This window comes from Phytohabitans flavus (assembly GCF_011764545.1).
Classification (GTDB): Bacteria; Actinomycetota; Actinomycetes; order Mycobacteriales; family Micromonosporaceae; genus Phytohabitans; species Phytohabitans flavus.
Map to the genome: position 1 here is coordinate 7,197,123 of NZ_AP022870.1, position 20,802 is coordinate 7,217,924.

Sequence of the window (20,802 nt, forward strand, 5' to 3'; positions counted from 1 at the left end):
TCGGCAGTCGCGCTTACCACCCCGCGGCCGCGCCGAAGTGGTCAGCGGTGCGCCCCGGCGGCCTGCTCGGCATCCATTTCGGCCAGGCGGGCCGCGACCGCGGCCGCCTCCGGGATGCCCATGTCGCGGCGGATGGTCAGGCAGCGCTCCCAGTGGCTGCGTGCCTGGGAGGGATCGGTGCCACGCATTCCGCTGGCCAGGGCGTCCAGGGCGCGGGCCTCCTCGTACCGGTGCTTGATCCGCCGGGCGATGGCCAGCGCCTGCGTATGCTGCTCGCCCGCCTCGACGGACCGACCGCCAGCCGCGAGCGTGGTCCCCAGGTCGTTGCGGACCAGCGCCTCGCCCCGCCGGTCGCCGATCTCCCGCATGATCCTGAGCGCGTCCCGGTGGTAGCGCTCCGCCGTGGCCCGGTCGCCGCAGAGCCGGTACGCCACGCCGAGGTCGTTGAGCACCTCTCCCTCGCCGTACCGGTTGCCGGTGCGCCGCTTGAGGTGGCGGGCGCTGCGCAAGAGCCGGATCGCCACCGGGAGCTGGCCGAGCCGCACCCGCACCTGGGCGATGTGGCCGAGCGCCACGCCCACCTGGAAGTCCAGCCCGTGCTCGACCGCCAGCAGCAGGTGCCGGCGGTGCATGGTCAGGGCTTCGTCGTACCGGCCCAGCAGCATGTACGCCGTGCCCAGGTCGGCCAGAGCGGATGAGATGCCCTGGTCGTTGGCGAGTCGGCGCCATGTCGCGAGCGCCTGGGACGAGCACTCGACACCCTCGGCGAGGCGGCCGAGCTGGATCATCACCACGCCGAGGTTGCCGCGGCAGACGGCCGCCTCCCACTCGTGGCCGAGCCGCTCACGCAGCCGCAGGGCCGCCTCGACGTGCTCGATCGCTTCGAGGTACTCGCCCGCCCGGAAGTACACGGACGCGAGGTAGTTGTGCATCGTCGCCACCGCGGCGTCGTCGCCCGAGCGCTGCGCCGCCGCCAGGCCGTCGAGCTGGGTGGCGAGCAGGTCGTCGCCGTAGCAGCGGATGAACAGGAACCGCCACATGGCGCGGGCGAGCTTCCACGCGTACTCGTGGTGGCCGGTCTCGGCCGCGCACCGTACGAGCGCCGGCAGGTTGAGCCGCTGCTCCTCCAGCCACGCCGAGCCGTTGTCGGCGAACGGCACCACCAGGTCGGGGCGCATCGGCCGGCGCAGGCTGAGCGAGCCGTGCAGCAGGCCCCGCTCCAGCTCGGCCGTGGCGCCCGCGACGGCGTGCAGCGCCCAGTCGAGCGCCCGCCCGACGGCGGCCTGGCGGGCGGCCTCCGGCTCGGTGGCGCCGACAAGCTCCCGGGCGTACTCGCGCATGAGGTCGTGCAGCCGGAACCGCCCCGCGCCCGGCTCCTCCACCAGGTGCCGGTCGACAAGCTCGTCGAGATGGTCCTGGGCCTCGGCCAGCGGAAGGTCGGCGAGCGCGGCCGCGCCAAGCGCGTCGAACCACGCGCCCGGGTAGAGCCCGAGCAGCCGGAACATGCGCTGGGCCGGCTCGGGCAGCTGCCGGTACGACAGCGCGAACGCACTCGCCACCGTGCGGTCCTCGGCGGCGAGCTCGGGCAGCACCGGACGCTCCCGGCGCAGCCGGGCGGCCAGGTCGGCCACTCGCCAGCTACGCCGGTGGGCCAGCCGGGCCCCGGCGAGGCGGATGGCCAGCGGCAGGTACCCACAACGGCGCACCACCTCGACCGCGGCCGCCGGCTCGGCCGCGATCCGCTGCGGCCCGGCCACCCGGGCGAGCAGCTCGACCGCTTCCGGCTCGGCGAACACCGGCAGTGGCTCCGGGTGTACGCCGTCCAGCCCCACGAGCCGGCGCCGGCTCGTCACCAGCGCCAGGCAGCCGGGGGCGGCGGGCAGCAGTGGCCCGACCTGGGCGGTACTGCCGGCGTTGTCGAGCACCACGAGCACCCGACGGGCGGCCAGCTCGGTGCGCCACAGCGCCACCCGCTCGTCCGGCGACGGCGGTATCCGCTCGCTCGGCACGCCCAGCTGCCGCAGCAGCGTGACGAGCGCGGCGCTCGGCTCCAGCGGCCGCCGCTCGCTGTGCCCGTGCAGGTCGACGAAGAGCTGGGCGTCCGGGTAGCGCCCGGAGAGCAGCGTCGCCACGTGTACGGCCAGCGTCGTCTTGCCGCTGCCGGCCATGCCGTCGATGAGCTGGATCACCGGCCCGCTCGGGTCGGCCCGCTCGACCGCCTCCACGAGCCGGGCCACGACATCGTTGCGGCCGGTGAAGTCGGCGGCGGTACGGGGCAGGCAGCGCGCGGGCGGGTGCGAGCGGCGCTCGTCGCCGGGCACGCCCACATCGCCGACCAGGATCCGCTGGTGCATCTCGCGCAGCGCCGGGCCGGGCTCGATGCCCAGGTCCTCGGCGAGCACCGTGCGGGCCTCCCGGTACACCGCCAGCGCGTCGGCCTGCCGGCCGGCCCTGTAGAGGGCGAGCATGAGCTGGGTGCGCAGGCGCTCCCGCAGCGGGTACCGCTCGACGAGGTCGGTGAGCTCGCCGAGCAGCTCACGCTCGCGACCCAGCCTGAGCTCGACCTCGACGCACTCCTCGATCGCGACGGCCTGCTGCTCGTCCAGGGCCGCGGCTCCGCGTTGCACAGCCCGGCTGGCGATGCCGGAGAGCGCCGGCCCGCGCCACAGCTTCAGCGCCGCCCGGTACGCGTCCCGCGCCGCCTCCAGCCGGTCACCGTCGGCGGCGGCCCGGGCCTGCGCGGTCAGCGTGCTGAAGACGGCCGCGTCCAGGTCGTCCGGGGCGATGCGGGCGGAGTACCCGGCGGGGTCGGTGACGATCACCTCGTCGCCAACGGTCACGGCGAGCGAACGGCGCAGGCGAGAGACGCAGGTCTGGAGCTGACCCCGGGCGGTGTTGGGCGGGGCGCCGTCCCACATCGCGGCCATCAGGCGGTCGACCGACACCACCCGGCCGGCATTCAACAGGAGCATGGCGAGGACCACCCGGTCCCGCCCCGCGGTGACCGTGCCGTCCTCGGTGCCGCCCACCCGCAGCGGCCCCAGGATCCCGAACCGCATGCCCGCTCCTGGTCGATCGGCCTCTATGAAATCTATCGCTGTTTCACACCAGTGAAAGCGGCGTCCCACAGCGGGGAACGGGCACTGGCTGCGCCGGGAGGATCGTCAAGGGTCCTGCGCGATAGCGAGATGGCAGCGGAACGAGAGTCGGGACAACCAGGATGGACGCGCGGGAACCAGGTGACAAGGTCCGTGCCGCTCATAACGGGGGGTCGTCTTTCCGCAAAACGGGCAGGCGACTATATGGGCGGGCGAGGAAAACCTCAGCGCCGACCGACGGTCAGCACGGGCTTTGTCACCTCAGCGAAGAAGTCGTTGCCCTTGTCGTCCACGACGATGAAGGCGGGGAAGTCTTCGACTTCGATCTTCCAGACCGCTTCCATGCCGAGCTCGGGGTACTCCAGCACCTCGACGTGCTTGATGCAGTCCTGGGCGAGCCGCGCAGCCGGCCCACCGATGGAGCCGAGATAGAAGCCGCCGTGCTGGTGGCAGGACTCGGTCACCCCACGCGAGCGGTTGCCCTTGGCGAGCATCACGTGCGACCCGCCCGCGGCCTGAAACTTCGCCACGTACGCGTCCATCCGCCCCGCGGTGGTGGGGCCGAACGAGCCAGACGCGTACCCCTCGGGGTCTTCGCCGGGCCGGCGTAGTAGACCGCGTGGTCGCGCAGGTACGCCGGCATCGGCTCACCCGCGTCGAGCCGCTCGGCGATCTTCGCGTGCGCGATGTCCCGAGCCACCACGAGCGGCCCGCTCAGCGACAGCCGGGTCTTCACCGGGTACTTGGCCAGCTCGGCTCGGATCTCGTCCATCGGCCGGTTGAGGTCGATGCGCACGACCTCCTCGGTCTCCAGGTGCGCGTCGGTCACGTCGGGCAGGTAGCGCGCCGGGTCGGTCTCCAGCCGCTCCAGCCAGACGCCGGACGGGGTGACCTTGGCCACCGCCTGGCGGTCGGCCGAGCAGGAGACCGCGATCGCCACCGGGCAGGAGGCACCGTGCCGCGGCAGCCGGATCACGCGGACGTCGTGACAGAAGTACCGCCCGCCGAACTGGGCGCCGATGCCGAACTGCCGGGTCAGCTCCAGGACCTCGGCCTCCAGGTCGAGGTCGCGGAAGCCGTGCGCCAGCATCGAACCCTCGGTGGGCATGCCGTCCAGGTACTTGGCCGAGGCGAGCTTCGCGGTCTTCAACGCGTACTCGCCCGAGGTGCCGCCGATCACGACCGCCAGGTGGTACGGCGGGCAGGCCGAGGTGCCGATCAGCCGCAGCTTCTCGTCCAGGAAGCGCATCATCCGCTCGGGATTCAGCAGCGCCTTGGTCTCCTGGTACAGGTACGACTTGTTGGCCGAGCCGCCGCCCTTGGCCATGAAGAGAAACTTGTAGGCGTCGGGCTGCCCACCCGGGTCCTCGGCGTAGATCTCGATCTGCGCCGGCAGGTTGGAGCCGGTGTTGCGCTCCTCCCACATCGTCAGCGGCGCGAGCTGCGAGTAGCGGAGGTTGAGCCGGGTGTACGCCTCGTACACCCCGCGCGCGATCGCCTCCTCGTCGGTGCCGTCGGTCAGCACGTGCCGGCCCCGCTTGCCCATCACGATCGCGGTACCGGTGTCCTGGCACATCGGCAGCACCCCGCCGGCCGCGATGTTGGCGTTGCGGAGCAGGTCGAGCGCCACGAAGCGGTCGTTGGGCGAGGCTTCCGGGTCATCGATGATCGACCGGAGCTGGGCCAGGTGGGCCGGGCGCAGGAAGTGCGCGATGTCGTGCATGGCCTCGGCGGTGAGCTGCGTCAACACCGCCGGCTCGACGGTCAGGAAGCGGCGCCCGCCCGGGCCGTTGACGACATCCACACCCTCGTCGCTGACCAGGCGGTATTCGGTCAGGTCAGAACCGGTGGGAAGCAAGGGGGCGAAGGAGAAGGCGGCGGCGGCACTCATGCCTGTCCTCGCTTCGCTGCGGGCGGGCACGAGGCTCCAAGCACGCTGAGTTCAATGATTCGCTCGCTCCGCTCGCTCATGAGCGGCAAGCCTAGGCCAGCGGCCGCGCGGCGTCCCACCCGCCGGGCACTCAACCGGTCTGAGCACTGTGCTCACCCTCGATCGCTCGCTCACTTGTCCTGGCCGCAGAGCGGCTCCTTCGGGCCGTCACAGAGCGAAGTGTCGGCGGGTGCGGGAGTCGAGCCCGGCGGGCCTGGTGAGCCCGGCGGAGACGCTCCGGCGAAGGGGACGAACCCGATCTCGCGCTGCTCCCCAATGATCATGCCGGTCGGGCCCACGGCCAGGACTTTCGCCGAGGACCGTACGTCCGCGAGCGGGCGCCCGCTGGACGGCGAGAGCGCCACGATGCGGTCCGGCTCCTCGGGCGCGACGATCGCCGCGAACCGGGTGATCGACGCCTCAGCCTTCGGGTCGGCGGTCGTGTAGCTCCACCGCGCCTTCGGCACGCCGAACTCGTACGAGGTGACCGCCTTACCACCGGACGGCCGCACGAGCGCGTACTGGTCGTCGACCGCGAGCAGCTTGTCCCCGTGCCCGCCCAGCCACAGCACCCGCCCGTCGTAGGCGTCGAGCACCGCCTCCCGCCCGTCCGCGGTCACGCCCACGACGACGTTCTGGCCGCCGGACGGGTCCTCCCGCTGCGCGCACCCGGCCCCGTCTGCGGTACGCAGGTTGACCGCCTCGTGCCGCCACACCTCCCGCTGGAGCGCCGGGTCGGTGGCGAAGACCGTGAAGTAGCAGGTGCCGTCCGCGGAGCGGGCCTCCACCCGGATCACCCGCCCGCCCACGACCACGTGCCGGTCGTGGCGGTCCGGCTCGAAGTCCTGCACGACCCGGCCCGCCGCCGTGTCCACGACGCGCACCTTGCCGTCGACTGGGAAGCCGAGCAGCGAGGGCATGAGCACCGGGCCGCCGGCACCGCCCTCGACACGGCGCGTGGTGAGCGGCTTGGCGTCGAGCAGGTCCGGGTTGTCGGCGAACAGGACGAACCCGACGCCCGGCAGGTCGACCGTCCACATCGGACTGGTGCCGCGCGGCTCCCAGGCCGAGAGCTGGCACTCCTTGGCGTCGTCGCAGCGCACGTCTAGCAGCGCGTTGCGGTACGTCCAGACCGCCACCGCCCGGTCGTCGGTGCGCCGCGGGATCCCGGTGAGGGGTCCAGCACCTCGTACCCCTTCCGCAGCAGCTCACCCACGACGACGACCGAGTCGAGCCCTTCACCGGCGACCGCCGCCCAGTCGAAGTCCTTCTCCCACAGCTGGGCGCCCGAGCTGATGCCGCGCACCTCGACGGACGTACGGTGCTCGACCACGACCGCGTTGCCGGCGATCGTGACGCTCTGCGGGCCGCTGCCGAGCCGCTGCTGCCAGGCGACGTTCGGCGAGGAGAGTGGCTGGCTGGCGCTGACCCAGGACCAAATGCCCGGAAAAGGGTTCCAGGTATTAGTACTAACGAGGATGACCAGCACAATTAGGGCAGCGACGATCCACCCCGTCCTGCCATTGGCCGTCCCTTAGCCACGTCGCCACGGTAACGACACGCGGGATCTAATCCCGAGAGCGCGATCCGTCCGTGTCGATGCGATTTGAGGTGATCTTCCCATACTCGATCTTGCCGGAGATCGGGGCGCTGAGCGCTCGCGAAAACCTGTAACACTGTCCGCGTGACGCAACCGCCCACCCCTCCCTACGCGCCACAGCCAGCGGGCTGGCAGCTGCCTCCGCCACCCTGGGCGACCCCGCCGCTGCGGCCACCACCGCCACCGCTCGCGACGAGCCCGGCCGGGCAGCCGCTGGCCAGCTTCACCGACCGCCTCCTGGCGTACCTGGTCGACTACGTCGTGTTCTTCTGCGTCGCACTCCTGCTCGCCGTGCCCGCGTTCATCATCTTGTTCGTCGCCGTCATCCCCGACCTCCTCGAGGTGCAGCCCGACGGCACGCCAGTCGACCCGAGCTTCGCGGAGTTCTTCGTGCCACTGCTGCTGATCGAGGTCGGCCTCATCGTGGCGCTCCTTTTGTTGTCGTACGTCTACTATGTGGAGTTTCTTATCCGCAAAGGGCAGACGCTCGGCCACCGCACAATGAAGATCAAGATTGTGCCGCTGGCCCCGGGCGCGAAGCTGACCCGTGGCTCAGCAGCCAGGCGCTGGCTGGCCGGGTACGCCGCGGCGAGCTTCCTGCCGGGCTACTTCTACGTCGACGGACTGTGGCAGCTGTGGGACAAGCCGTACCAGCAGTGCCTCCACGACAAATTCGCCGGCACCGTGGTCGTTAAGGTTCCTGCGTGAGTGTCGCACCTGGCTGGTACAAGGATCCGGCTGAACCGAGCACCCAGCGCTACTGGGACGGTGAGGGCTGGATAGGCGATTCGCTGCCCGCTGACGCAACGCCGCCGCCGGGACCGCCCCAGGTCTCCGCGCCGGCCCCACCACCGCCGGAAGCCGCACCCACCACACCGGCGGCCCCGCCAGCGGCGCAGTCACCGGCCGGTCCCGGTGCGCCCACCGTGCCAGCCACGCCGCCGCACAACGGCGCGTTCCCGCCGACCGGTCCGCCGGGCCCCCAGCCGTGGCCGCCGATGGCCCCGCCGCCCGGCATGCCGGCGCCGGGTTACCCCTACCCGCCGTACGCCTACCGGCTGCCGGCGCCGGCACCCCGCCCGCACGGCCTGCGGATCGCCTCGCTGGGCCCCCGGGTCGTCGCCCGGCTGATCGACATCGGCATGGTGCTGCTGCTCAACGTGCTGGTCAACGGGTGGTTCATCTACCGCCTGGTCCAGGAGTACGAGCCGATAATCCAGGAGTGGAACCGCCGGGTGGAGGCCCGCGAGCCACTGCTGCAAAACCTGCCCCAGCCGGGCGGTCAGGCGGACGCGCTACAGGTCGCCATCTTCATCATCGGCGTCGCCCTCTGGTTCGCATACGAGGTGCCGAGCACGGCCAACAGCGGCCAGACCCTCGGCAAGCGCATCATGCGGATCAAGGTGATGGCGGTGGAGAGCCCCAACCCGCTCGGCTTCGGCCGCTCGCTCCGCCGGTGGAACCTCATGGGCCTGCCCACGTTCCTGTGGTCCTGCTTCTGCATCGGCTTCATCTTGCAGCTCGTCGACTGCATCTTCCCGTTCTTCGACCGGCCGCTGTACCAGGCGCTGCACGACAAGTCCGCGCAGACCGTCGTCGTCGAGGTGCCGCGGACCGCGACCGCGGACGTATCCGGAGGTACCGAATGACCAGGTTGACCCGCGCTGACCTCGAGGCGCTGCCCAGCTACGTGCCCGGCCGCAGCCCCGCCGACCTCGCCCGAGAGCTGGGCCTGCCCGAGGCGATCAAGCTGGCCAGCAACGAGGTGCCGTACGGCCCGCTGCCGGGCGTGGTCGAGGCGGTCACCGAGGCGGCCAGCGGCGTGCACCGCTATCCGGACATGGGCGTTGTCGCGCTGCGGGCGGCGCTCGCCGAGCGGTACGAGGTGGCGCCGGAGCGGATCGCCACCGGCTGCGGCTCGGTCGCGCTCTGCGAGCACCTGGCCCGGGCCACCTGCCTGCCCGGCGACGAAATCCTCTACTCCTGGCGCTCCTTCGAGGCGTACCCGATCATCGCGGCCACGACCGGCGCGGCGAGCGTGCGCGTGCCCAACGACGCCGGCCACGGCCACGACCTGCGCGCGATGGCGGCCGCGGTCACCGATCGCACCCGGATGATCCTGGTCTGCAACCCCAACAACCCCACGGGTACCTCGATCCGCCGCGCCGACCTCGACCGCTTCCTCGACGCCGTGCCGGACGACGTGCTGGTGGTGCTCGACGAGGCGTACCGCGAGTTCGTCACCGACCCCGAGGTGCCGGACGGGCTGCGGGTGTACGGCGACCGCCCCAACGTCGTCGTGCTGCGCACGCTCTCCAAGGCCTGGGGCCTCGCCGGCCTCCGGGTGGGCTTCCTCGTCGCGCAGCCTGAGGTGGCCGCCGCCGTGCGCAAGGTCGTCACCCCCTTCTCCACCAGCGCGGTGGCCCAGGCGGCGGCGCTGGCGGCGCTACAGCAGCAGGACGAGGTACAGCGCCGCTGCACGCTCGTGATCGCGGAACGGGACCGGCTCGGTGAGGCGGTGCGCAAGCTCGGCATCGACGTGCCGGACAGCCAGGCCAACTTCATCTGGCTCCCGCTCGGCGACAGGTCGGCCGGATTCGGGGCGGCGTGCGAGTCGCGCGGCGTGATCGTGCGCCCGTTCGTCGGCGACGGGGTCCGCGTCACGGTCGGCACCCCGGCCGAAAACGACGCCTTCCTGGCCGCGGCCGAGGCGGCGCTCTAGGGGCCTTGGCGCTCCGCCGGGATGTAGGGCTCGCGCCACATCGGCCAGAAGGGGGCACCGTCCGGCACGGCGAACATCTCGCCGGCGCGGTAGCCGTGCCGCGAGTACAGATCGCGGCTGGGTGAGCTGCTCGCCTCCAGGTACGACCCGATGCCGGCCGCGTCCAGGCGGGCGTGGTGGTGGCGCAGGAGCAGCGAGCCCATGCCCTCGCCCCGGCGGCTGGGATGGACCGCCAGGTACGCCAGGTGGTGGTGTGCCCGCCGGGGGTGATGGGCGGCGAAGAGCCGGTCGACCGTGCGGAAGCGGTCGACCCAGTGGCCACACGCCTTCACGAGCCGCTCGTCGTAGTCGGCCGGTGGCGGGAGCCGCCTGTCGTGCGGAAGCCACACCGCCACCCCGTGGCGGTCGGCGGTCACGTGCACATGCCCGTACCGCATCGCGTACTCGATGTAGATGCGGATCTGACCGTGCAGCACCGCCCACCGCTCGTGCCGGCGTGGCACAAGCCATACCGACACAGCCAAATGCTGGAACGAATCTGTGATCAGGTCGATGATGGCGTCCACATCGCCGTGGTCGGCTCGCACGATCGACAGGTGCCTCAACGGCGTTCTCCCCCGATTTGGGCTTAATTATTGAGAACGGAACGCAGCGACTCGTGCACCAGGCGTGACACGGTTGACATATGCCAATCGACCCGGTAGCCACACCAGAATGCACCCGACACACATGCAATGCAACTCCCGTTTTGATTCGCGGGTGACCTTGGTGGCGCGCCGTGGATAGAGGTGCAAAACTCGCTGCCGTGTCTGGAAGCCCTACAGTTCGCCGTCGCCGTATAGCCCGTGAGCTTCGCCATCTACGCGAGCGGGCAGGGATGAACCTCGAGCAGGCCGCGCGCCAGCTCGACATGTCCAAGAGCAATCTGTCCCGTATTGAAAATGCGCAGATCGGGATAAAACCGCGCGATGTACGTGCGGCGCTGGCGCTGTATCAAGTGACCGGCACGGACGCCGAGGCGCTCATCGACATCGCCCGTGGTGCCCAGCAGCGCGGGTGGTGGCAGAACTACAGCGATGTACTGCCGGTCTGGTTCGAGTTCTACGTCGGACTGGAGGCGGAGGCCTCCGCCGTTTGGACTTATGAGGCCGAAACCATACCGGGCCTCATGCAGACCGAGGATTACGCGCGGGCGGTTTACCGCCTGACCGCAGGCGAGAACGACCTCGACCGCAAGGTCGCCGCCCGGATCCGCCGACAAGAGGTGCTGCACCGCGAAAAACCCGTCGAGTTGTCAGCAGTACTCAACGAAGCGGTCCTCTTGCGCTCAGTGGGCGGTCCAGAGGTGATGAGCCGCCAACTCGACCATCTGGCGGATCTCTCAGAGCTACCTAACGTGACTATTCAGGTACTGCCGTTTTCCGTTGGTGGCCATCCGGCAATGACAACACCCTACGTGATCATAAGCTTTCCCGATGCAGCGGACGAGCCAGTGGTCTATCTAGAGAATTTGACAAACGGTCAAGCCTTGGAAGAGCAGGATCACGTGCGCGGGTATACACTCGTGCACGAGAGGCTGCGCAAAATGGCGCTCGCTCCCGATGAATCGACCGCCTGGATTCGCAAGGCTTCTCGCAACCGTCCGTAATCAATCTAGGGACAAGGGGTGCGGAATGGCCGCCCTGGACCTGACCCGTGCCGCGTGGTTCAAGAGCACGCGCAGTAGCGGGAACGGCAACTGCGTTGAGGTCGCCATCCTCGACCGCGGGGTCGCGGTGCGCGACACGAAAGACCGGAGCGGAGGGGTGCTGCTCTTCACGCCGGCCGAGTGGGACAGCTTCGTCGCTGGCACGAAGAACGGGGAGTTTGATCTTCACCGCTGACGACTGAACGGCGCAACCGCAACGGCTCTCCAACGAACTTCTTCAACCTCCTCCTTCAGGCCCGTCTCGACACGAGGTGAGGGTCGAGACGCAGGCCCCGCGAGTTTCAGGTTGAAGAAAGTTCGATCCCTAGGGGGCCGTAGTTTGCTTTTCGGGGGCACCTTACCGGGTGCCCCCGTTTGCTTGCTCTCGGTAAGATTTTCTAGGTGCGGGCGAGGATTACCGGCAACGCACCAAAATACTCATCCGCCCCATCGGCCTCATCGGCCTCGCCGTTCTCCGGCTTCACCAGCCGCTCGACCGCGACGAAGCCATCGCCGGCCCGAACCAACCCGGGTTCCCAGTCGATGCCTTCCCGTAGGTACGCGAGCAAGAACCGCGACTTCTCCCTTCCAGTAGCTGGATCGAGAGTTACCAGATCGCAATTCTCAGTTAGCACATGCACGGATCCGGACTGCGCTCCGAGCAATTGCGAACTGCCGTCGCCGCGCCAGCGCCACACCTCGGCACCGTCGCGAAGCTTGCGCGCCACCATGTCGCCGCCGACATAGGTCACCCCGACTTCGCCGGCGAGCACCGAGCCCGGCGGATCGAGCGCCCGGGCAGCCGTCACAGGCGTCTTGCCGTCGCCGTCCGGCTCGCCCAGGAGCCAGCCGCGCGAGCCGGTCTCGTCGACTGTGCGCAGGGCCGTACAGGCGGACTGGGCGGGCGCGCAGGCGAGCGGCTCGACCTTCAGCGTCACCACGGCCGCAGACGGCGCCCAGCGGCCACGCAGCTGCCCGGTCGCCACGTCGTAGAACTCCACCGCCGGCGCCCCTCCGCAGGCGTCGGTGGTGACGAACTGGCCGCCGGCTGTGGTGAACCCGCCCTCGCGGCAGTCCGCCATCGGGATCTGCCACAGCTCGCGCCCGGTCGCGATTTCGAGGGCCCGCAGCTGGGCGGCGTCGCGCACGAGCACGGTGCCGCCCGAGGTGTACAAACCCTCCGGCTCGTACACCGTCTCCGCCCCGGTGCTGCCCCCTTGTAGCCCGATTTCTCCGGCGGCTTGCCGGCGGCCCGCCAGGTGACCTTGCCGGTGCGCGCGTCGAGCGCGACGACGTCACCGTCGGACCAGCGCCCCACGACCGTCGTACCGGCCGCCACGACGCCGAGGACCTCCTGCGGCCACCGGCGGTACGACCAGTACGGGGTGCGCTGCGTCCGGGCGTCTACGGGCCCGTCCGCGCGCACCTGACGGGTGGAGGCGTAGATGCGCAGCCGGCCGTCGACGATGAGCGGCGCGGCGGGCAGCGACCCGATCACGCCGGGCTGGGCGGCGGGAGCTGCCGGGTAGGCCGTGGTGGCGACCGTGACGGTCTCGGCGGGAGCTAGAACGCGATACGCGATCACGCCGCCGACGGCCATCACGCCGGTAGCGGCCACGGCGACCGCGCCGATGCGGAACCAGGTCGAAGGTCGGATGCCCACGTCGGGCAGGTTACCGAACCTACGCCGCCGCCGGCCGAACGGCGGCGGAGGCCAGGTCGGTGAGGTCCCGCCGCAGAGCGCCCTCGACGGTGCGCGCGGCGAGCCCGCCGAAGACGAGAACGAGCAGGCGGCCGCGTGGCGCGGAGGGCGCTCCCTCCTGCACGACCGTGACGGCCGTGCCGCCGCGGTGCCGGCCGACCTCGACAGGCGTCAACGTGTAGGTCATCCGGTAGTCGACGCCGATGCCGGGCGAGGCGACCACGAAACGGGTCGGCTCTTCGCACCGCTGCACGGTGAACTCCTCGGTCACTTGCACGTCGCCGGGCATCGTGCGGGTCTCCCGCCAGACAGTGCCGGTACCGAAGAGGCCGGGTGTCATCACCTCGATCGCATCCACAGTGGAGAGCCAGGTCGCCCGTGCCGGCAGGTCGGTGAACACCCGCCACACGCGCATCACCGGAGCTTCGATCAACCGCGTAACCGCCACCGTGGACATAGCGCCTCCCCGGGAATCACGGTACGCCCGTCACGCGCTGTATCCCAGCCAATTACCCGACACAGCAGCTCAGGAGAAGCCGCCGTTGACAAGGCCCAACCGGATCAGGTCGGTGAGCGGCTCGACGACGCTGCACGAGCCGAAGCCGATCCAGAGTGGACGCGGGCTCTCGCGCAGCGCGCGGGCCGGCTCGATCAGCGGCACCGGGTCGGTCGCGGCGAGCAGCTCGGCCACGTCGGCCACCTCGGCGCCGGCGCCGGCAGCGGCGGCGCCGACGAGCACGTTGAGAAACCCGTGGTGTACGAACCCTGTCTCCGGGTCCGTGTGGCGGATCGCGTTGTGCAGCCCAGCGGTGAGCTTGAACGGCAGCTCGCGGTCGCGGCAGGCGCAGATGACCGCGGCCAGCTCGACCGGCGTGGGGAAGAGCTCGGCGGCCAGCCCGCCGGTGCGGAACTTGGCGGCCACCGCCACGCCGGCGGCACGCGCCTCGGCGACCACGTCCAGGGCCGCCAGCAGGCCCCAGGTGAGCGGGATCTCCGCGTACCCGGTGAGGGCAGGCCGGTCGGCCAGGACCGCGAGCAGCCGGCGCAGGCCCGGCTCCGGATCCTCGCCGCGCTTGGCGACCGCGACCTCGACCTGGCCGATGACAAGGCGCGGATCGACGGCGTCGAGGGCGGCCGGCAGGGCGTCGACCCCGGCGTCGCCGATCAGGCCCACCTCGACCCGCTCCTGCGGATCCAGGAGGCTGGCCGCGTCGGGCAGCCTCGACGAGGGCAGCAGGAGGACGCCGACGAGTTCGGCGTACCACGCCGCGCGGTGCTCGCGATGCCCGATGATCGCCTCAGGCAACGGCGCGCTCCCAGGTGGGAACACGGCGGCGTCATCCACGAGGCGAGTGAAGAGCGCCGGAATCAGTCCGGTTGACACGAACAGAGAACCTAATGGACGCTACAAGGAGCGGACAACACCGTCCGATAATCGGACGCTATCGGCCGGTGAACAGGACATAACGGAGGGTAGGAAATGCCCTACTACCGGAGCGTGGGGGAGGTCCCGCGCAAGCGACACACGCAGTTCCGGCAGCCCGACGGCAGCCTGTACGCCGAGGAGCTGATGGGTCAGGAGGGCTTCTCCTCCGACTCGTCGCTCCTCTACCACCGTCACCTGCCAACCGCGATCGTGGCGGCGGAGGAGCACGATCCGCCGGCCTGGACGCGCTCGGCCAACCGCCCCCTCAAGCCCCGCCACCTGCGCACCCACAAGCTGGACGCGGGCGGCGCCGACCCGGTGCTGGGGCGGCAGCCGCTGCTGGCCAACGACGACGTGCGCATCTCGTACGTCGTGGCCGACCGCCCGTCCCCGCTATACCGCAACGCGATCGGCGACGAGTGCCTGTACGTGGAGTCGGGCACCGCGCGGGTGGAGTCCACGTTCGGGACGCTCGAGGTGGCCAGCGGCGACTACGTGCTGATCCCGACCTCGGTGATCCACCGCATCGTGCCGACCAGCGACCTGCTGCGGCTGCTCACCATCGAGGCGACCGGCCACATCGGACCGCCGAAGCGGTACCTCTCGGTGCGCGGCCAGTTCCTGGAGCACTCGCCGTACTGCGAGCGGGACGTCCGCGGCCCCGGCGCCCCGCTGCTCGTCGAGGACTCCGATGTGGAGGTTTACGTCCAGCATCGGCGGGGCTGGACGCGGTACGTGTACGCGCACCACCCCTTCGACGTCGTCGGCTGGGACGGCCACCTGTACCCCTGGGTGTTCTCCATCCACGACTTCGAGCCGATCACCGGCCGGGTGCACCAGCCGCCACCGGTACACCAGACGTTCCAGGGGCCGAACTTCGTGATCTGCTCCTTCGTGCCGCGAAAGGTCGACTACCACCCGCTCGCGATCCCGGTGCCGTACAACCACCACAACGTCGACTCCGACGAGATGCTCTTCTACACCGGCGGCAACTATGAGGCGCGGCGCGGCTCCGGCATCGAGCAGGGCTCGATCTCGCTGCACCCGGCCGGCTTCACGCACGGACCGCAGCCGGGCGCGCCGGAGCGGGCGATCGGTGCCGACTACTTCGACGAGCTGGCGGTGATGGTCGACACGTTCCGGCCGCTGGACCTCTGCGAGCCCGCACTGTCCTGTGAGGACACCGGGTATGCCTGGACGTGGGCGGGGCGCAGCACGGGCTAGCGCCCGGTCACCCCATGCGGGTGAGGAGGGTGAGACCGGCGACGGCGGAGACGATCGCGAGCACCAGCGGCCAGGGCGTGCCGACAAACGCGTACAGCATGATCAGGCACGGCCCGGCCGACACCGCGAACGTGGCCAGCCGTCCAGGCCGCCCGCCGAACCGGTCGCCGCTCGGCAGCCGGCCGATCAGCACGCCGAGCGCGAGCAGGCCGACACCGCCGATCACGCCGGCCAGCAGCTGCGAGCTCGCGCCGCCGGCCGCCGCCACGAACGCCACCAGGATCGCCGTCACCAGGCTGTGTGCCGCGCCGAACACCACCAGCGGCCGGATGCGCTCCACGGGCCGCTTGGCGGCCGGCTCGGGTGCGGGCTGGAACGTCGGTATCGGCTGGAACACCGCGTTTTCGGAGACCCGATCCAGCGCCTCCGCGTACCGCCGGCGATCCAGCCGCACGATGCCCGGCTCGTCAGCCGCGTTGGATAGCGTTGGGTCGAGCTCAAGCGCCTCGTGGTACGCCCGCTCGGCCAGCTCGAAGCGGCCCAGGCGGCCGGCCACCAGCGCGAGCACGAGGTGGGCCAGCGGGTCGCGCGGCGCCAGCTGAGCCGCCCGCCAGGCCGCGTCGATGGCGGTCTGGCCGTTGCGCGAGTCGGCCAGCACGGCGGCGGCGCTGCGCTGCGCGTACGGATCGGCGGGACCGAGCCGCAGGACCTCCTCGGCCACGGCGGCGGCCTCCCCGAAGCGGCGCAGGTCGGTCAGGGCCATCGCGCGGCTCACAAGTGCCGGTACGTCACTGGGAGCGGTGGCGAGGGCCGCATCGGCAGCCTGGAGTGCTTCGTCGGGCCGCTGGGCGGCGAGGTGGACGCTGGCCAGCGTCGCGTGCGCCGCGGAGTGGTGCGGATCGAGGGCGAGGGCGTCGGCCAGCTCCCCGGCCGCCTCGTCGTAGCGGCCCAGATCCGCCAGCAGTGCGGCGCGCTGCACGTAGCTGTCCGGAGTGGCGTCCCGGTCCGATGGCGCATCGCTGGGCACGAGGCCGAGCCTACGTCAGCGGGTGTACACAACCGCCACCGCGAGACCCGCCAAGCCCTCGCCTCGCCCAGTAAGGCCTAGTCCGTCAGTAGTGGTGCCGGAGACCGTGACAGTGGCCCCCACGGCGGTCGAGAGCGCTGCCTCGGCCTCGGCCCGGCGCGGCCCGATTTTCGGGCGGACGCCGACCACCTGGATCGAGACGTTTCCGATCTCGAAACCGGCCGCGCGTACCCGGCGGGCGGTCTCGGTGAGCAGCGCGACCCCGGAGGCACCGGCCCACTCGGGTCGGTCGGTGCCGTAGTTGGCGCCGAGGTCGCCGAGGCCGGCGGCGGACAGGAGCGCGTCGCAGGCGGCGTGCGCGGCGACATCGCCGTCGGAGTGCCCGGCCAGGCCGTCGACGCCCGGCCACTCCAGCCCGGCCACCCAGCAGGGCCGCCCGGCGGCGAAGGCGTGCACGTCGGTGCCGATACCCACCCGAGGAATGATCACGGCTGCTGGGCCAGGAGCAGCTCGGCGATCAACAGGTCGAACGGCCGGGTGATCTTCAGTGCGTGCTCGTGTCCGGGGACGCAGGTCACCGGTACCCCTGCTTCTCGACCAGGCCCGCGTCGTCGGTTAGGGAATCGGCGGCGCTGGCGTGCGCGGCGGCGAGGACCGATCGCCGGAAACCCTGCGGGGTCTGTACCGCGCGCAGCGCGGACCGGTCGACCGTGCCGAGCACGACCTCGTCGGCGCCGACCTCCTTGACGGTGTCGACCACCGGGAGCACCGGGATGACGGCGGCGCTGCCGGCGCGCACGGCGGCCGCCACGGACTCGACGAGCGACGGCGGCGCGAGCGCCCGGGCCGCATCGTGCACGAGGATGATGTCTGGCCCTTCGGGGACCGCGGCGAGCGCGGCGGCCACGGACTCCTGCCGCTCGGCCCCACCCGCCACAACGATCACCGGTGCCAACGGCGCGAGCAGCGAGCGCACGGCGTCGACCTCGGACGGCGGCGCGGCCACGACGATCGCGCTCACGGACGGCGCGGCGGCCACGCGCCGGACAGCGTGCACCAGCATCGGCTCGCCGCCGAGATGGCGGAGAGCCTTTGGACCGCCGCCGCCCAGCCGCACCCCGGCCCCGGCCGCAGGAACGAGGACCGCGACGTCACCGCGCGGATTGAGCTGCGCGGTCACGTCGCGGTCCCCGTGGATAAGTTGTAAACGGGTCAGCCGGAGAATCAGGCCTCGGTGAGCACTTTGTCGAGGAGGATCTCCGCCTCGTCCTTCGTGCTCTTCTCCGCCAGGGCGACCTCGCCGACGAGAATGTCGCGAGCCTTGGCCAGCATGCGCTTCTCGCCAGCCGACAGGCCCCGCTCGCGCTCCCGCCGCCACAGGTCCCGGACAACCTCGGCCACCTTGAGCGGGTTGCCGGAGGCAAGCTTCTCCAGATTCGCCTTGTAACGCCGCGACCAGTTGGTGGGCTCCTCGGTGTGCGGAGCACGGAGGACGTCGAAGACCTTACCCAGGCCTTCCTCGCCGACCACCTCACGCACGCCAACGATCTCGGCATTCTCGGCGGGCACCCGCACCGTCAGGTCACCCTGAGCGACCCTGAGGACGAGGTACTGCTTTTCCTCGCCCTTGACGACCCGAGTCTCGATTGCCTCGATGAGTGCGGCCCCGTGGTGGGGGTAAACAACGGTCTCGCCGACACTGAAAACCATAGGTTCGAAACCCCTTTCGCTGTGTCTAGGGTAACACGCTCAGGCACCGATGTCCCGTCCCGGTCCTGACCGTTCGCGCAGCTCAGGGGCCCTGTGAGAGGCCTTTCTCCAGCTTGACAGGAGGTTTCCATCGACCATCCGCCACGCAGAGTAATCCTCAAATCAGCACTGCGCGACGCCAGCGGTGGCTCCGGGAGCCACCGTAAGGACCGATGCCCCCTAGCGGTCCCACCCCTCGGTGAGAGACCCTAAAGGTTGACCCCGATCGACTTCGCGACGCGCGGACTGGGGGACATGGGCAGCATGGGCAACGGCAATGGGGCACCCCGCCCGACGGCGGCGGACGCTCTGAGGGTGTGCCCGACCTGCCCCCAGAGTGGGGCGTTGTGGTCATCCCCGACGACTTGAGCGATCTCGCCGAGGAGTCGGCCGTGGTGCGCAAAGATCTGCGCCGCCAGGCTCGCCGCGACACGTGGCGCCGGCGGCTCGGGTGGCCGGTCCGCGGCGGCGCGACCCCGTCCTCTCTGCGCATCCCTTTACTGATCATGTCGGTGGCCGTCCTAGCGACGCTGACGAGCCTCTTCGCGGTCGCCTGGCCAGGCCGGCAGCAGCCCCTTCCACCGCCGGTCGCCCGCCAGTCCGGCAGCCCTCCGGCACCGAGCCGCACCGTGCCGGCCCTCGACCTCATCGATGTCGACGGATCACCGGTATCGCTGCGCGGCCTGCTCCCGGCTGCCGTGATGCTCACCGACGGTTGCGACTGTACGAGGCTTGTCGCCGACACTGCGGCCGCCGCCAAACCGGGCGTAACGGTAGTCACGGTCACAAAAACCTCCCCGCCGCCACCGCGTGCCAGCACGCCGCGCGCGCCCGACTTGGGAGCGCCGAGCGTCCGCACACTCGCGGACCCGACCGGCGAGCTGCGCGGCAGCCTCCAGCTCGGCACTCAGGGCACCGGCCAAGTGGCCACCGTGCTGCTCGTGGCCCGGACCGGCGAGATCATCTCCACGGTGCCGGCCGCGCAGACCATCGAGCAGTTCCGCAGTGACCTCGTCAAGCTCTCCTGAGACCGTCACTTTACGGCGATGACCTGGACGCCTATGTCCGCCGGCTCGGGACCCGGCCGGTGCACCTCCACCACGACGATGGTGTCCGCCGCGATGTACTGGAACGTGTTGAGGTTGCCCTCGCAGTCGAGCTGGTAGAGGATCTCGCCGTCGGTCGTACCCCGGACCCGCACGGACAGGTCGCCGGGGCCGAGGCAGACGTACTGGAGCCGGTACTCGCTGCCTTTTTCTGACGGGACCTCCATCACGGAGGACTCGTTGGGGTCGAGGCGACCGACCGAGCGCTGGACGGTGTTGGCGAATTCGGGCAGGTAGCTGTCTGAACCGTTGTCCACCTGCTCAGGTGCCACAGGCTCGGGCAGCGCCACCGGTGGGGCGGTCGGGATGGGCTCGGCCTCGACCGTCGGGTCGGCGGCCATCCACCAGGCGGTACCGGCGGCGAGCACCAAGGCCGCGCCGGCCACCAGCACAGCGAGGCTCAGCCGCCCGTCGGTCCGGTCCACGCTCGCACTGTAGCGGCTACGTGTGCTGTAGGAGAGCGGCGTAAAGCGTGAGTCCGGGGCCGAACGCGAGAGTCACCACCCATCTGGGCGGATCGGGCCGCTGCCGCATCGTCTCCAGGATCAGCAGCACGGTGGGCGAAGAGCAGTTGCCGTACGCGGACAGGGTGGCCCGTGAATCGGCGAGCGCGTCCGGGGGCAGGGCCAGCTCGCGTTCCACCACGTTGAGGATGCGCGGCCCGCCCGGGTGTACCGCCCAGCCGTCCACATCAGACAGCGTGAGGCCGTGCCGGGAGAGCATGCCGTCGACGAACCGGCGTACGTGCAGCGACAGCACCTGCGGCACGCGTGGCGAGAGCCCCATCCGGAAGCCCATGTCGGTGACGTCCCAGGTCATGTGGTCGACCGCGGACGTATCCGTGACCGAGGCGACCTCGCGGACCGCGTACCCCCCGGTGGTGTCGCCGGGAACGAGCACCGCGGCGGCCGCCGCGTCCGAGAAGAGCGCGTGGGCGACGATCTGCTGGGTGTCCACCCGGGCCGAGGCCGGCTGAAGGTGCAGGCTGGTCAGCTCGTTGCAGAGGATAAGCGCGGGCCGCCCGCGGGCGATCACGAAGTCGGACGCGGCGCCGATGGTGGGCATCGCCGCATAACAACCCATGTGCCCCACGAAGAGCCGTTGTGTGTCGTTTGCCATGCCCATGTCCCGGGCGAGCAGGATGTCCAGTCCGGGCGTGACGTAACCGGTGCAGGAGCAGACCGCGAAGAGCCCGATCTCCGAGGCGGAGACGCCCGCGTCGACCAGCGCCCGGTCGACCGCCTCCTTGCCAAGGGCAGGGCCTCGATGAGGTACCGGTTCATGCGGCGCTCGGTCGGCCAGCCGGAGACGTCCTCGATGAGCGGGTTGGCGACCGCGTGGCGGGTGAGTACGCCGGCGTTCGCGAAGATCCGCTCGGCGAGCGCCCTGGTGGCCCCTGAGTAGTGGCCGGCGAAGAAGCCCCGCCACAGCTCGTCCTGGTGCGCCTGGGCCGGCGTCGCAATGCCCAGCCCGGCGATCGTTGCCTGACTCACTGTGGCCGCCTTTCGTTCGCGCCCAGGAAGCTCCTCTT

16 protein-coding genes and 4 pseudogenes are annotated in these 20,802 nt (G+C 70.8%); 7 read left to right on the top strand and 13 right to left on the bottom strand.

Features of this window, described 5'->3' with window-relative positions; genetic code table 11:
• Positions 1–41: 41 nt before the first annotated feature.
• The 3 genes and pseudogenes from Pflav_RS31625 to Pflav_RS31635 form a co-directional block, all read right to left on the bottom strand.
• Entirely contained in the window at positions 42–3,059 is a 3,018-nt protein-coding gene (locus Pflav_RS31625; protein WP_173040480.1) for an AfsR/SARP family transcriptional regulator, read from the bottom strand.
• A 263-nt stretch (positions 3,060–3,322) separates the two neighbouring features.
• Positions 3,323–4,989, bottom strand: a pseudogene (locus Pflav_RS31630) (fumarate hydratase).
• Positions 4,990–5,159: 170 nt separating this feature from the next.
• A pseudogene (locus Pflav_RS31635) lies at positions 5,160–6,520 on the bottom strand (PQQ-binding-like beta-propeller repeat protein).
• 192 nt (positions 6,521–6,712) lie between these two features.
• Between Pflav_RS31635 and Pflav_RS31640 the strand changes: the two are divergent.
• The 3 genes from Pflav_RS31640 to hisC are packed head-to-tail and all read left to right on the top strand — an operon-like array spanning position 6,713 to position 9,350.
• Positions 6,713–7,336 carry an RDD family protein gene (locus Pflav_RS31640; RefSeq protein WP_232072139.1) on the top strand — a complete coding sequence of 208 codons (624 nt, stop codon included), beginning with the start codon at positions 6,713–6,715 and terminating at the stop codon, positions 7,334–7,336.
• The gene (locus Pflav_RS31645) at positions 7,333–8,277 is read left to right on the top strand and encodes an RDD family protein (RefSeq protein WP_173040481.1); all 945 of its coding nucleotides are present in this window, start codon (positions 7,333–7,335) and stop codon (positions 8,275–8,277) included. Before Pflav_RS31640 ends, Pflav_RS31645 begins: the two co-directional genes overlap by 4 nt.
• Positions 8,274–9,350 carry a histidinol-phosphate transaminase gene (gene hisC / locus Pflav_RS31650; RefSeq protein WP_173040482.1) on the top strand — a complete coding sequence of 359 codons (1,077 nt, stop codon included), beginning with the start codon at positions 8,274–8,276 and terminating at the stop codon, positions 9,348–9,350. Before Pflav_RS31645 ends, hisC begins: the two co-directional genes overlap by 4 nt.
• On the opposite strand, the gene Pflav_RS47650 is transcribed toward hisC, so the two are convergent.
• Positions 9,347–9,955: a GNAT family N-acetyltransferase gene (locus Pflav_RS47650; RefSeq protein WP_269474560.1), complete on the bottom strand. Its 609-nt coding sequence runs from the start codon at positions 9,953–9,955 to the stop codon at positions 9,347–9,349. The genes hisC and Pflav_RS47650 overlap by 4 nt on opposite strands.
• 200 nt (positions 9,956–10,155) lie before the next feature.
• Here Pflav_RS47650 and Pflav_RS31660 point away from each other — a divergent pair, with 200 nt between their 5' ends.
• Together Pflav_RS31660 and Pflav_RS31665 are read left to right on the top strand one after the other, a co-directional pair.
• Positions 10,156–10,998 (top strand): helix-turn-helix domain-containing protein, encoded by an 843-nt coding sequence (locus Pflav_RS31660; protein ID WP_173042744.1) that lies wholly within the window; start codon positions 10,156–10,158, stop codon positions 10,996–10,998.
• Positions 10,999–11,023: 25 nt separating this feature from the next.
• Positions 11,024–11,233, top strand: a complete 210-nt coding sequence (locus Pflav_RS31665; protein WP_173040483.1) for a DUF397 domain-containing protein — start codon at positions 11,024–11,026, stop codon at positions 11,231–11,233.
• Positions 11,234–11,435: 202 nt separating this feature from the next.
• On the opposite strand, the gene Pflav_RS31670 is transcribed toward Pflav_RS31665, so the two are convergent.
• The 3 genes from Pflav_RS31670 to Pflav_RS31680 form a co-directional block, all read right to left on the bottom strand.
• Complete coding sequence (locus Pflav_RS31670; RefSeq protein WP_173040484.1) at positions 11,436–12,230, bottom strand: PQQ-binding-like beta-propeller repeat protein; 795 nt, start codon at positions 12,228–12,230, stop codon at positions 11,436–11,438.
• Between the two features lie 489 nt (positions 12,231–12,719).
• Positions 12,720–13,196, bottom strand: a complete 477-nt coding sequence (locus Pflav_RS31675; protein WP_173040485.1) for an SRPBCC family protein — start codon at positions 13,194–13,196, stop codon at positions 12,720–12,722.
• A gap of 69 nt (positions 13,197–13,265) precedes the next feature.
• On the bottom strand, positions 13,266–14,123 hold the full coding sequence (locus Pflav_RS31680; RefSeq protein WP_173040486.1) for a hypothetical protein: 858 nt from the start codon (positions 14,121–14,123) through the stop codon (positions 13,266–13,268).
• 96 nt (positions 14,124–14,219) lie between these two features.
• On the opposite strand from Pflav_RS31680, the gene Pflav_RS31685 reads away from it, so the two are divergent.
• On the top strand, positions 14,220–15,389 hold the full coding sequence (locus tag Pflav_RS31685; protein ID WP_173040487.1) for a homogentisate 1,2-dioxygenase: 1,170 nt from the start codon (positions 14,220–14,222) through the stop codon (positions 15,387–15,389).
• Positions 15,390–15,396: 7 nt separating this feature from the next.
• Here the strand turns inward: Pflav_RS31685 and Pflav_RS31690 are convergent, their stop codons facing one another.
• The 4 genes and pseudogenes from Pflav_RS31690 to Pflav_RS31705 form a co-directional block, all read right to left on the bottom strand.
• A complete protein-coding gene (locus Pflav_RS31690; RefSeq protein WP_173040488.1) occupies positions 15,397–16,416 on the bottom strand; it encodes a tetratricopeptide repeat protein in 1,020 nt (339 codons plus the stop codon).
• Between the two features lie 15 nt (positions 16,417–16,431).
• Positions 16,432–16,905 (bottom strand): 2-C-methyl-D-erythritol 2,4-cyclodiphosphate synthase, encoded by a 474-nt coding sequence (gene ispF, locus Pflav_RS31695; protein WP_173040489.1) that lies wholly within the window; start codon positions 16,903–16,905, stop codon positions 16,432–16,434.
• Positions 16,902–17,596 (bottom strand): annotated as a pseudogene (ispD, locus tag Pflav_RS31700) (2-C-methyl-D-erythritol 4-phosphate cytidylyltransferase). Before ispD ends, ispF begins: the two are co-directional and overlap by 4 nt.
• A gap of 44 nt (positions 17,597–17,640) precedes the next feature.
• Positions 17,641–18,126 (bottom strand): CarD family transcriptional regulator, encoded by a 486-nt coding sequence (locus Pflav_RS31705; protein WP_091551228.1) that lies wholly within the window; start codon positions 18,124–18,126, stop codon positions 17,641–17,643.
• A gap of 356 nt (positions 18,127–18,482) precedes the next feature.
• Here Pflav_RS31705 and Pflav_RS31710 point away from each other — a divergent pair, with 356 nt between their 5' ends.
• On the top strand, positions 18,483–19,193 hold the full coding sequence (locus tag Pflav_RS31710; protein WP_173040490.1) for a hypothetical protein: 711 nt from the start codon (positions 18,483–18,485) through the stop codon (positions 19,191–19,193).
• 5 nt (positions 19,194–19,198) lie between these two features.
• Here the strand turns inward: Pflav_RS31710 and Pflav_RS31715 are convergent, their stop codons facing one another.
• Together Pflav_RS31715 and Pflav_RS31720 are read right to left on the bottom strand one after the other, a co-directional pair.
• Positions 19,199–19,696, bottom strand: a complete 498-nt coding sequence (locus Pflav_RS31715) for a DUF6023 family protein (protein ID WP_173040491.1) — start codon at positions 19,694–19,696, stop codon at positions 19,199–19,201.
• Between the two features lie 16 nt (positions 19,697–19,712).
• Positions 19,713–20,764 (bottom strand): annotated as a pseudogene (locus Pflav_RS31720) (type III polyketide synthase).
• Positions 20,765–20,802 lie beyond the last annotated feature (38 nt).